Origin of the sequence: secondary endosymbiont of Heteropsylla cubana, assembly GCF_000287355.1 — a bacterium.
Taxonomy (GTDB): Bacteria; Pseudomonadota; Gammaproteobacteria; order Enterobacterales; family Enterobacteriaceae.
In genome coordinates this window covers 796,480-810,724 of the sequence record NC_018420.1, presented here as the reverse complement: position 1 = coordinate 810,724, position 14,245 = coordinate 796,480, and the positions used below count along the sequence as shown (strand labels likewise).

At 30.6% G+C, this 14,245-nt stretch carries 7 protein-coding genes; 4 read left to right on the top strand and 3 right to left on the bottom strand.

All coding sequences use genetic code 11. The features are described from left to right. Positions 1–204: 204 nt before the first annotated feature. The 4 genes from mnmA (at position 205) to pgm (ending at position 8,701) form a co-directional block, all read left to right on the top strand. Positions 205–1,311 carry a tRNA 2-thiouridine(34) synthase MnmA gene (mnmA, locus tag A35E_RS02135; protein WP_014889044.1) on the top strand — a complete coding sequence of 369 codons (1,107 nt, stop codon included), beginning with the start codon at positions 205–207 and terminating at the stop codon, positions 1,309–1,311. Between the two features lie 1,541 nt (positions 1,312–2,852). Beyond that, the gene (gene purB, locus A35E_RS02130; RefSeq protein ID WP_014889043.1) at positions 2,853–4,220 is read left to right on the top strand and encodes an adenylosuccinate lyase; all 1,368 of its coding nucleotides are present in this window, start codon (positions 2,853–2,855) and stop codon (positions 4,218–4,220) included. A gap of 1,182 nt (positions 4,221–5,402) precedes the next feature. Continuing rightward, positions 5,403–6,122: a UDP-2,3-diacylglucosamine diphosphatase gene (locus A35E_RS02125; RefSeq protein ID WP_014889042.1), complete on the top strand. Its 720-nt coding sequence runs from the start codon at positions 5,403–5,405 to the stop codon at positions 6,120–6,122. Positions 6,123–7,066: 944 nt separating this feature from the next. Next, entirely contained in the window at positions 7,067–8,701 is a 1,635-nt protein-coding gene (gene pgm / locus A35E_RS02120) for a phosphoglucomutase (alpha-D-glucose-1,6-bisphosphate-dependent) (RefSeq protein ID WP_014889041.1), read from the top strand. Between the two features lie 800 nt (positions 8,702–9,501). Here the strand turns inward: pgm and rppH are convergent. The 3 genes from rppH to fusA all read right to left on the bottom strand — a co-directional run bounded on the left by rppH (position 9,502) and on the right by fusA (position 14,170). Further along, positions 9,502–9,993 (bottom strand): RNA pyrophosphohydrolase, encoded by a 492-nt coding sequence (gene rppH, locus A35E_RS02115; protein ID WP_014889040.1) that lies wholly within the window; start codon positions 9,991–9,993, stop codon positions 9,502–9,504. A gap of 819 nt (positions 9,994–10,812) precedes the next feature. Next, on the bottom strand, positions 10,813–11,997 hold the full coding sequence (tuf, locus tag A35E_RS02110) for an elongation factor Tu (protein ID WP_014889039.1): 1,185 nt from the start codon (positions 11,995–11,997) through the stop codon (positions 10,813–10,815). Between the two features lie 67 nt (positions 11,998–12,064). Continuing rightward, positions 12,065–14,170 carry an elongation factor G gene (fusA, locus tag A35E_RS02105; RefSeq protein WP_014889038.1) on the bottom strand — a complete coding sequence of 702 codons (2,106 nt, stop codon included), beginning with the start codon at positions 14,168–14,170 and terminating at the stop codon, positions 12,065–12,067. Positions 14,171–14,245 lie beyond the last annotated feature (75 nt).

Below are 14,245 nucleotides of genomic sequence, written 5' to 3'. Positions count from 1 at the left end.
AACTATTTAATTACAATACTGAACAAGATCAAAGCTGTACAATAATCTTAACGTAAAACAAATCATCAACAAGTTTATTATATAACAAAATTAACAAACGAGTTTACCAAGATGGTCTCTAGGATAAAAACATGATAAAATGTTTCATTTATTTTGTTCTTATGCTACATCAAATTCAATTGTTATTCGCACCGTGAGAGTTCCATGTCATATAATGCTAAAAAAATAATCGTTGCCATGTCAGGTGGTGTAGACTCCTCTGTGTCGGCTTGGTTATTAAAACAACAAGGATATTTAGTAAAAGGACTATTTATGAAAAACTGGGAAGAAGACGACTGCGATGAATATTGTAATTCAAAAAACGATTTAGAAGACACCCGATCGGTATGCAATACTTTAGGTATCTCATTGCATACTGTTAATTTTTCTGCTGAATACTGGAATAACGTTTTTATTCACTTTCTTTCTGAATATAAAGCAGGACGAACCCCTAATCCAGATATTCTTTGCAATAAGGAGATTAAATTTAAATCATTTTTAGAGTTTTCTGAAAAAGAGCTTGGCGCAGATTATATTGCTACTGGACATTATGTTCGTCAGACTACCATAAATGGAAAAAATTGCTTATTGAGAGGTATTGATAACAATAAAGATCAAAGTTATTTTCTATATACACTTAACCATACACAACTTTCGCGATGTTTGTTTCCAATAGGAACATTACTTAAAAGTACAGTACGTCGTATTGCAAGCGATCTGGGTCTTTCAATCGCCACAAAAAAAGATTCTACCGGTATTTGTTTTATTGGAAAGAAGAAATTTCGCGATTTTCTTGGGCGCTACTTACCGAAAAATCCAGGGTTAATTGTGTCGATTAATGGTCAAGAATTGGGATACCATCAAGGATTAATGTACTATACGATCGGACAACGTAAAGGATTGGGTATTGGGGGGACCCGTTTTGGTAGCGAGAAAGCTTGGTATGTAGCAGATAAAGATATGCACAATAACCTGTTAATTGTTACTCAAGATCAACAACACCCCAAACTAATGTCTATAGGTCTTACGGCCACTCATATACATTGGGTTGAAGAAAAAAATCTTACTGCAACGCTACAATGCACGGTAAAAACTCGTTATCGACAACCTGATATCAGATGTTTAGTAACACCACGAACAGATAAATATTTACATGTACAATTCGACCAACCCGTTGCTGCCGTTACACCAGGTCAATCAGTAGTGTTTTATTTAAAAGAACGCTGTTTGGGTGGAGGTGTAATAAAAAAACGACATCCATTAATTTCTTAAAAATATCTATATGCAAATCGCTTTAACAATTATATTCCCTAATAATTTAAAAAAAATAAACGTATATTTAAAAATATCATTTAAAAATTTTAAGCAATCATCCTTTTATAACACTAACCACTTTTAACATATAAAACAAAATATTAAATTTTAATATATTTAAATTGTAATATTTATAATAAAAATTATTAAGCAATTAAATTTTAGCAATCTAGCTTCACAAATAACTATCTCAATATAGAGTAAACACTACATCTAAATATAATTTTGATAATTTCAGCACAATCCTGACACAGCTCGCTACCATTTTAATCTGGTAAAACTTTTGCCATATTTTAACAGTAAATTTACTGACTGATTAAGCAATCTACAAGAACGCAAATCGAGATCAAAATAACTTATCTTAATGTGGAATCAATACTCTAATTGATAGGTAATCAATTACTTAGATTTATGAAAAATAAGGAAATACAATAAAATAATTCCTAAAAATTAAAAAAAATAAACTTATTTATAAAAAAATTATATGTATTAACTTTTCTTTAGTTATATTATTAATTTCATGGATTATCTAATCTAATAATGTTTAAAAAATTTAAACGAAACACTTTCAAGGCATTTATAAAACTATCTTTAATAGATTAGCTAACTAACAAAATTTCTTATGTCCATTTAAAAAAAAAGAATATTAGAAAAACTTTATATTTATCAAAATAATACTACACACCTAAAGATGATTGAACAATACAATACCAAATTAGTTATAATAAGCTTAAGTATCAAAAATTTAGCTCCCATGCGAACTTAGCAATATTTTTAAGAAAACAAAATCATGTATATAATGCTTATTATTAATTTTTTAGATATAAATATTTCATATTTTTTCTTTAAAAAAAGTCAAACAAAAATAAAAAATACTTCAATTATAAAAAATATTTCTAATAATAGCATTGTTTTTCTTAAAATGTAAAACTATTCAATTAAACTAATAAAGTTTATATTAATATGAATATGTTAAGTTTTTATTGTATATTTCGCCCTAGAGTTTGCTGCTTCTAAATTCATTGTTAGTTTTAGTGATATCTAGATTTATTTCGATTATCTAACTAACATTAAGTATTAATATTAAACATTATAATTTATACTAAGATTCACCTTAAATTAAAAGACTTATTAAGCACACTAACGTAGTAGCGCTAAAAATTATACCATTAATAGAGATAAAAAATAACTTTAAAACGCAATCGTATTAATCGGATGAAATTTTAATGCAACCATTTTAATGATCTGCTAAAAAGCTTTACGTGTTATGGTTAAGATCCACTGCACCACCTTTATATCGTAAACATAAAGTCGTAAGAAAAGAAAAAAATTCAAAATAAAATATTACATTTCTACCCTCAAGAATCCGATCAGCGCATTATAGTCTCACCAGAAAATTACTAACCATGGATTGTAACTTATATTTAGACAAATAAAGATTATTTTTTTAAAATTAAAGATTAAAATTTTTACACAATTAACATTAGGATATAAATTATATGGAATTATCTTTTGTAACTGCCATTTCACCACTTGATGGACGTTACGGTAAAAATGTAGATACACTTCGCACTATTTTTAGTGAATTTGGTTTTTTAAAATTTCGGGTACAAATAGAAATCAATTGGCTAAAAATGCTAGCTACTGATAATGCTATTAAAGAAATACGACCCTTTAATCACTTAGAAGAAGATTACCTTAATTCTATTGTAATGAATTTTAATATAGAAGATGCGGAAAGAATAAAAACCATTGAAAATATAACCAATCACGACATAAAAGCAGTAGAATACTTCTTAAAGGAAAAATTTGCTAACCAGCCTTCATTAATACCAATTAGCGAATTTATCCATTTTGCTTGCACTGCTGAAGATATTAATAATCTTTCCTATGCAATGATGCTAACTAATGCAAGAAGCTTTGTTATCCTAACAGCTTGGAAAGAACTTATTAATGCAATAACAGTACTAGCTAAACGCTATCGCTCTACTCCGATGTTATCGCACACCCATGGACAGCCAGCAACTCCTTCAACTCTAGGAAAAGAAATGGCTAACATTGCATATCGTATGAGAAGACAATATCAACAATTAGAACAAATAGAAATACTAGGCAAAATAAACGGTGCTGTCGGTAATTATAATGCCCATATAGTTGCATATCCTGAAATAGATTGGTATCGATTTAGCGAAAAATTCGTAACAGGGCTTGGTCTTAGTTGGAATTCACATACTACTCAAATCGAACCACATGATTACATCGCTGAAATATTTGACTGTATTATGCGATTTAACACGATTCTTATCGATTTTAACCGTGATATTTGGGGATACCTTGCTCTTAATTATCTTAAACAAAACACCATTGCCGGAGAGGTTGGATCATCAACAATGCCTCATAAAGTAAACCCTATTGATTTTGAACATGCAGAAGGAAATCTTGGTTTTTCAAATGCCATTATGAATCACTTTAGCAAAAAACTACCTATTTCTCGATGGCAACGCGATTTAAGCGATTCAACTGTCATGCGTAATTTAGGTGTTGGAATAGGACATTCACTTATCGCATATCAGTCAACACTCAAAGGAATTAGTCAACTTGATGTAAATGAAGCGCATTTATTGGCAGAGTTAGAGAAAAATTGGCAAATTTTAGCAGAACCAATACAAATGGTTATGCGTCGTTATGGAATAAAAAACTCATATGAAAAGCTAAAAAAACTTACTCGCGGAAAGCGAATTAATATTCAGGATATTCAAGTATTTATTGACAACCTACAGTTGCCAGAACAAGAAAAAGTCCGACTAAAAACATTAACACCAGCTAATTATATTGGCCTAGCTACAAAAATTGTTGATGAATTATAGTGACAATCGAAAAATATTTTTATATTTCCATTCTCTGCTTTTATAATTTATTTGTTTAAAATTATTTAATATCTCAATAGATTAGCGTTACACTCAACTTTTTACTATTTAAAGTTTTAGGTCGTTATAAATTGATATGCAGTGCAATCTATATTGCAACTTAAAGCTTATTATATAATAATAAATTAAGAGATTTGTTATTTACAAATAATTCTTTTAAAAAAAATATTTCACAGATAGTATTCATATACTAGATACGATTCCTTTTATAAGGTTCGTTTATTGGTTTTTTTTAATATATAAGCAGATTTCCGATCTTCTGTTTCAAAAGAAATTAAGCAGTAAGAATAAAACCTAGTCTTTATAGTACTTTATTTCATTAAGTTTGTTTTTATGAAATTTGTTATGAATGTTAATAATCATAGATAAAATACACAGCAACGCCATTGGAGCAAGATTTCTTAGCTTTGTTTTAAAAATCCTCCTAATTTATTAGATCGAATAATATTTTAAGATAAGTTATGAGGGACATGGACTCGAAAAAACGATCTTGTATAGTGAGAATGGAATGATAAGATCTACTTGTGATAAGTCTAATTTTTAGACCTGTTATGACAATAAAACTATTATCTTAAGTAAATATATCGATATTATTTTTTTTAATTAATGGTTTTTAAGTTAAAAGAATATCTGTTTATAACACCTATACCTTTGCAAGTAAACTTAGTTAACAACTTCAACTTTCGAGATAAAGAAAAAACCTATTTTATTGTTAGGGGTGGTTATACTTATATCTATCTAAGATAGCAACCAACATTTGTGTGTAAAATTTCTTTATGATATCTATCAATAATATAATATTTTATTGACTAATTTCATTAAATAGACCTTTAATTATAGAGTATTCTTCTATAGACCACTTTTTGTATTTATATATTTTAAGTTAGATTATTATTAATATTAATGAATAAAACAAATATAGATAATTATAATATAAAATTATTAGTTGGATTAAAATCATTGTAAGTAAGTAGCGGGATTAATAATACTAAATTTACAGAAAAACATTAAATATTTATACAATTCTTATATATAAAAAATTGCTATTTTTATTTTTTATAACAAAACTATAACTTATAAAAATTTTATAACTCATTTAGAATTTTGGAGTAATTTTCCAGCATGTCAACTCTTTTTATCGCAGATATTCATCTTTGCGAAGATGAACCAACGATTACTGCCGGTTTTCTTCGTTTTTTACGATGTCGAGCGATTTTCGCTCGATCCCTGTATATTCTTGGTGATTTATTTAAATTATGGATAGGAGATGACGATCCAAATCCCTTACATTATGAGATTGCTATTGCGTTAAAAAAACTTACTCAACGCGGTATTCCATGCTATTTTATTCACGGGAATCGTGATTTTTTGCTTGGAAAGCGCTATGCTGATTTTTGTGGTATGATACTTTTACCCTCACAGTCAATAATAAAGTTAGATGGACTTAATATTATTGTCTTGCATGGAGATATCTTATGCACAGACGACAAACATTATCAACGTTGTCGGCGATGGACACATCAACATTGGGTTCAAAAACTATTCTTGTTTATGCCTCTAAAATTTAGGCTATTTATTGCTAATAAAATACGTGCAAATAGCCATTACGCCAATACTAATAATATCGTTGACATTATGGATGTAAATCCGCAAACAGTTATAGCAATTATGGATACAACTCATACAACATTAATGATTCATGGACATACTCATCGTCCTGCAATACATAATCTTCTTAAACAGCGGTATCGTGTAGTGCTAGGTTCTTGGAAAAATCAAGGATCAGCTATCGAACTTTCTAACAATAAAGTCATTTTACATGAATTTCCTTTTAGTTTTTAATACAATCTATTCACTCTTAAACGTACTTTATTATTAAATGTTATGTAAAATATTTTTAATCGAAGAAATTACTATAAAATTAAGATGGTGTTAATCATTATCAACAATATTTTTATTTCATAATAAAATTATTTACTAAATAAAATAATTTTTATAAAAAAAATAATATTTAATTTATATTTTTAATATACAACATATAAATTTATTTATTACAAATTACTAATTAATAATCTTCCTAATCTTTACATAGATTTCTTTAAAAAATAATAATGATAATAATAAGTATATTAAGACTCTTGATTGCTCTATTTAATTTTACTAATTCTAACTTATTAAAGATCCTAATCCCACCATGTTCTATTCAGTTCATAAAAATAAGTTAATAATGATTGCTACAATGTTTGGTCTTTTAAAACCATCTTATTATGGTTCTTTCTATTTTATTTTAAACGAAAAAATCACTTTCTTTGCTAAAATAGTTAGAGATACCAGATATAATACAAAAATATATTTTATATTTCTTTAAATTACTTTTTTATTTTGAATTAGTAGATGATTTATTGCTCTTCGAGCAATGCTCTATATATTTTAAATAATCGCATTAAAAATCTATGAGATAGAAAATAAAAATCAACTACCTATTTAGTTTTTTAACATACTATTCAATAGTATATGTATGACAAAATAAGAAAAGTATAATGCTGTTTAAATATCTTCTCCAATTGACAATAATAATAGAAAAATAAAATTATATGCTATATACATATTATTTATAATATATCTTGTTTAATGTAAATTAGTTTATTATATTAAATTTTTTATTTCTTATTGAATGGATTTTTTTAAAAAAATATTACAAATATAGAATAAGCTAAACGACTAACTTTTATAAAAAATATAACCTGGAAAGTCTAGAATGGAATAAAGCATTTATGGAGAAAAAAATGGTTCACCATCCTCGCGCCGGGCAACGAGCTCAACAAAGCGATTTAATCAATGTAGCACAATTAATATCACAATATTATGTATTTAAACCAGATGTTGAGCATAGTAAACAAGTAGTAAAGTTTGGTACTTCTGGACACCGTGGAAGTGCTCAACGATATAGTTTTAACGAACATCATGTTCTAGCAATCAGTCAGGCTATAGTTGATATACGAAAAAAAATAGGAATTATGGGGCCATGCTATGTTGGAAAAGATACCCATGCGCTTTCCGAGCCAGCATTTATTTCAGTATTAGAAGTACTCATTGCTAATGATATAGAAGTTATTATACAAACAAACAACGGTTATACGCCTACACCAGTAATTTCTAATGCAATTCTTGCTTACAATCGTATGGCAATCAAACAGGCTGATGGGATTATTATTACCCCTTCTCACAATCCACCTGAAGATGGCGGTATTAAATACAATCTTGCTAATGGTGGACCAGCTAACAAAGATATTACCCGTCTTATTGAAAAACGTGCTAATTCACTCTTAGGCGAGAATATTAGCAATATTAAAAGAATAACTTTAGAAAAAGCATGGAAAAGTGGAAAAATTTATGCTAGAGATTTGGTTCAACCCTATGTTGAACAGTTAAAAAACATATTGGATATGACGTCTATCCAACATAGTAAGCTAAAACTTGGGGTTGACCCTTTAGGAGGATCTGGTGTTGATTATTGGGAACGCATTGCTGAATATTACCGATTAGATCTCACGTTAGTAAATAAAGAAATAGACCAAACATTTCGGTTCATGCATCTCGATTATGACGGGATAATACGTATAGACAACTCATCAAAATCAGCAATGCGTGGTCTATTAGGGTTATGTAATAAATTTGACTTAGTATTTACTAATGATCCTGACTATGACCGTCACGGTATTTTAACTCCAGAAGGTTTAATGAATCCTAATCATTACTTATCAACTTCAATTAAATATCTTTTTCAGCATCGCCCTCAGTGGGGAAATAATATTGGAATTGGTAAAACTCTTGTATCTAGCTCTATGATTAATCGAGTAGCAAATAGTCTAGGACGACACCTACTGGAAGTTCCTGTAGGATTTAAATGGTTTGTGGAGGGTCTCTATAAAGGAAATTTAGGGTTTGTAGGTGAAGAAAGCGCAGGTGCATCGTTTCTTTGCTTTAATGGCCAACCGTGGTCTACTGATAAAGATGGTATTATTATGTGTCTACTAGCAGCGGAGATTACTGCCATTACAAAAAAAAATCCTCACCAACATTATTTAGATTTAATTCAGCAATTTGGATCTCCAAGTTATAATCGTCTCCAAATACCTACTAATGGAAAAAAAAACATACTTCTACCTAACCTTTTTTCTACGTTAACCAATGCTTTTATTAATCTTGGAGGTGATATAATTACAAAGAGGTTAACTATGGCTCCAAGTAATGGGAAATCTATCGATGGATTAAAATTAATAACTGAAAATAGTTGGGTTGCCGTTCGATCTTCAGGTACTGAAGAAGCATATAAAATCTATTCTGAAAGTTTTCGTGGAAAAAAACATCGTCAGAAAATTGAAAAAGAAATAATTGATGTTATCAATGATATTATGTAAATCTAATATCTCATCATAAATTGATACTAACTAGCAAAATATTTTAATAATTAAACTATAACTTATATTTTATAATAACGTTATAAGTATATTATATCGCTACTCTTTAAAATTTTTTTATTCCATTTGAATTTTTAATAAAAACAATGCTTCATGTGAACAAATTTTATTTGTATAAAAATTATGCTTTGTTTTTTTTAAAGAATTTTATTAAAATAAATTAAGTACATTTTTATTAATTATTTATATCAATTTTCATTAAAGTTCACATAACGTTCTATGATAATTAAAATTGTAATATAAGTATGTTTTAATATAAGTTAATAGGGAAGACTTCCATCTTTTACTTCCATTTTATGAAAAAATAAAAGATAAAATTTATTAAATCAGAATTTGTTTTATTGTAAAAAATAATTAATTTTAGAAAAAAATTAACAAAAACAACATTGTAAATATACAGCAATCATTGATATATATCAAAAAATATATTCCCTAAATACATACTATTAAGATAATGTAAAGACAAAATAGAAAATGTCTAGCTTTTGATCATAATACATTCCTTAGTAATAAATTATGGTTTATTATTAATGAATAATATTAATACCTAATTCTTAGGTAAGCATTATTAATAAAAATAGGATATGAACCCTCTAATAAATTTTATTATATATAAAAATGTAGAGTACATATTATTAAACTATTTAACTTAAAAATATTTAACAATTTCATCTAATCGTATCAATATAATCTGATTATTTTTTTTATTTACTTACGCGCTTAAAAATATTAATTAAAAATTAGTGAATTTCTTCTTTTTGTAATGAAACTATAAGAGCAGAGAATTCTTTCATAACTTGACGATAAACATCTTGTTTAAAAAAAACAACTTGACGCACTGGATACCAAAAACTAACCCAACGCCAAGTATCAAATTCAGGTGTTTTTGCTTGATGTATATTAATATTCGCATCTGAACACAACAGCTGGAGTAAAAACCATTTTTGCTTTTGCCCAATACATAACGGTTTCCTGTCCCAACGCACCAGTCGTTTTGGCAACTTATACCAAAACCAATTTTTTGTCATAGTTAAAATACGCACATCTTGTTGGGAGAGGCCAACTTCTTCAAATAATTCACGATACATCGCTTGCTTTACACTTTCACCCACATTAATACCACCTTGAGGAAATTGCCAGGAATGCTGTCCATATCTTCGAGCCCACAATACTTTCCCGTCTAAATTACAGATTACAATACCAACATTAGGGCGATAGCTATAATTCTTCATCAAATATGAACCTCAATTATATTAAGTATAATATATATTATTTGTTTCATATTTATTAGTTTTGATAAACCACTTAGATTTAGTTAATAAATTAATCCTCTACATAAATACCCATAAATACTTTTTAAAGTAAATTTATTATTAAAACAGTTTATATTATTGTTTATTCGTATAAATGTTTTCTTGTTTTTTTTTCAAGACTAGTATTCTTTCTGTTTTTTTTATTTTTAATTTCTAAGTTACATTTAGTTTACCGATCAAAAATACTTCACTATTTTTCATAAAAATTTTTCTAAAAAGAAAATTTTATCTAATTTTGTTGAGAATTAATATATTAAAAAAAAACAAAAAAATCCTTTAATACCAATGTTGCTAAAAAAATATGAAGTCAGCTAATGTTACTGAAAATGTAGCCGTAGAATTTTAAAAAATTACATCATTTAAACTAATTTATATCATTTAATCGTTTAAACGTAAAGAACTAAAAATGTTCACCTGACTTAATATATTGTAGTTGCATTAAATGCATGAAATTTTTTTTAATACAGTAAGCCAGAATATATAAAAAGTTATTTCAATAACTTAACAAAAGAGATCGAAGGTTATGCAAAGAAAAAAATAAAACCATTTTTTTTCCATTAATATGTTAAAAAATTGAAAAATATTTTCAGTATTTTAAATAAAAAAGCAGAAAAGCGCATTTAATAATAATTAAATTCTATATTAAATAATAACGGTAACCGGGCTCCCGGAGATCTTGGGATACCCGATTATTTTATTAAAACAATGTTCAAAACATTAATAAAGAATGGTATATTTTTAAGAAATAATTTTAGCAACTATACCCGCACCAACCGTACGACCACCTTCACGAATAGCAAAACGTAGACCTTCATCCATAGCAATCGGAGCTATTAGGTTAACAATCATTTTAATATTATCCCCTGGCATAACCATTTCTACACCATCCGGCAATTCAATTGTTCCTGTTACGTCAGTCGTACGAAAATAAAATTGCGGACGATATCCTTTAAAAAATGGAGTATGACGCCCGCCTTCATCTTTATTTAATATATAAACTTCTGATTCAAATCGTGTGTGGGGTTTAATGGAGCCCGGTTTGGCTAAAACTTGACCACGCTCTACGTCATCACGTTTAGTGCCTCGCAATAATACTCCTATGTTCTCTCCCGCGCGACCTTCGTCTAAAAGTTTACGAAACATTTCAACACCCGTACAGGTAGTTTTAGTCGTATCTTTAATTCCAATAATTTCTACTTCCTCACCCACTTTGATAAGGCCTCGCTCTACTCGACCTGTTACTACGGTGCCTCTACCCGAAATAGAAAACACATCCTCGATTGGTAGAAGGAAGGGTTTATCAATGATGCGTTCAGGTTCAGGTATATAGCTATCTAATGCTTCAGCTAACTCAATAATCTTAGCTGTCCAAATTTCATCACCTTCTAGCGCTTTAATTGCCGAACCGCGGATCACTGGAGTTTCATCACCTGGAAAATCATACTGTGAAAGCAGCTCACGAACCTCCATTTCTACTAACTCCAACAATTCTTCATCATCAACTAAATCACATTTATTCATAAATACGACAATATAAGGCACGCCAACCTGTCGACCTAAAAGGATATGCTCTCGAGTTTGTGGCATAGGACCATCGGTGGCTGCTACGACTAAAATAGCACCATCCATTTGTGCCGCACCAGTGATCATATTTTTTATATAGTCTGCATGCCCCGGACAATCTACATGTGCATAATGACGGATCGCTGTATCGTATTCGACGTGAGAAGTATTAATAGTAATTCCTCGAGCCTTTTCTTCTGGTGCATTATCGATTTGATCGAACGCACGCGCGGTACCACCATAGGTATTGGCTAAAACAGTGGTGATTGCAGCGGTAAGAGTCGTTTTACCATGATCAACATGACCAATGGTACCAACGTTAATATGGGGCTTCGTACGTTGAAATTTTTCTTTAGACACGGATATATTCCTTACTCTTATTCGCTCACAAAAGCTGTGAGCGCACGGGGTATTAAACCTGTAAAGATTACTTAGTTCTTCGGGTTTCTATAATGGCTTGAGCAATGTTATTCGGTGCTTCATTGTACTTTAAAAACTCCATGGAGTAAGAAGCTCGGCCCTGAGTCTGTGAACGTAGATCCGTTGCATAACCAAACATTTCAGACAAGGGGACCTGTGCACGAATGATTTTAGCGCTCATGCTGTCTTCCATCCCATCAATCACACCTCGACGACGGTTTAAATCACCAATTACATCACCCATGTAGTCTTCAGGCGTTTCGACTTCAACTTTCATGATAGGTTCTAATAATACTGGTTTTGCTTTCATGAATCCTTCTTTAAAGGCTATAGACCCAGCAATCTTAAATGCCATCTCCGAAGAATCAACTTCATGATAAGAACCATCAAAAGCAGCCACACGAACGTCTACAATCGGATAAGAAGCCAAAACACCGCTTTTTAATTGTTCCTTAATACCTTTATCTACAGCGGGAATATATTCTTTTGGTACAACACCACCAACAATTTCATTTAAAAATTCGTAACCTTTACCACCAGGCTCCATAGGTTCTATGCGTAGCCAAATGTGACCAAACTGACCACGACCACCCGACTGACGAATAAATTTACCTTCTTGCTCCACAGTAGAGCGAATAGTTTCACGATAAGCTACCTGCGGCTTGCCAACATTAGCTTCCACATTAAATTCACGACGCATACGGTCAATAAGGATTTCTAAATGAAGTTCACCCATGCCAGCGATTATAGTCTGACCCGATTCTTCATCATTCCAAACTCGGAAAGATGGATCTTCTTGTGCTAAACGACTTAGTGCTAAACCCATTTTTTCTTGATCAGCTTTAGTTTTTGGTTCTACCGCAACAGATATAACAGGTTCTGGAAATTCCATACGTTCCAAGATAATAGGAGAAGAGATGTCGCATAAAGTATCGCCTGTGCTGACATCTTTTAAACCGATAGCTGCAGCTATATCCCCGGCTCGGACTTCCTTGATTTCTTCACGTTTATTCGCGTGCATCTGTACAATACGACCGAAACGCTCTCGCTTATCTTTAACTGAATTTAATACCGTTTTTCCAGAACTTACAACACCGGAATAAACACGAAAGAATGTTAAATTACCGACGAAAGGATCGCTAGCAACTTTAAATGCTAGTGCCGAAAAAGGTTCTTCATCACTAGAATAACGTTCCGAATAAGTTTCACCATCTTCCAGTACACCATTAATAGAAGCAACATCTGTTGGTGCTGGTAAATACTCAATTACAGCATCTAGCATAGCTTGTACACCTTTATTCTTAAATGCAGAACCGCATGTAACTGGAATTATTTCGTTATTAAGAACACGTTTGCAGAGCGCAGATTTTATCTCCCGTTCAGTTAACTTTTCACCATTCAAGTATTTTTCCATATACTCTTCTGACGATTCAGCTGCGGATTCTAATAGATGCTGATGCCATTTATTGGCTATATCGATTAAATCGATAGGGATTTCTTCATAAGAAAAACTTACACCTTGGTCCGCTTCACTCCAATTTATCGCTTTCATTTTTACTAAATCTACTACCCCAACAAATTTTTCTTCTACACCAATAGGTAACTGTATTGGAACTGGATTAGCGTCTAACCGAGTTTTTAATTGATCTACTACACGAAAATAATTCGCGCCTATACGATCCATTTTATTAACGAAAGCAATACGCGGCACTTTATATTTATTTGCCTGACGCCAAACAGTTTCAGACTGCGGCTGCACCCCACCAACTGCACAATAAAGCATAACAGCGCCATCGAGAATACGCATTGAACGTTCTACTTCAATCGTAAAATCAACGTGTCCTGGAGTGTCAATGATGTTGATTCGGTGCGAATCAAACTGCTTAGCCATTCCCGACCAAAAACATGTAGTTGCAGCAGAAGTAATAGTAATACCACGTTCTTGTTCTTGGGCCATCCAATCCATTGTAGCAGCGCCATTATGAACTTCACCGATCTTATGGTTTACCCCCGTATAAAAAAGAATACGTTCAGTTGTGGTGGTTTTACCAGCATCGATATGTGCACTTATACCTATGTTACGGTAGTGTGCAATAGGTGTTATACGAGCCATTTAAATCCTCGAATCCTTTTGAGCATACATTTCGTGGGTTACCTTAAGCAAAATCGTTACAAAGTCTTCTCTATT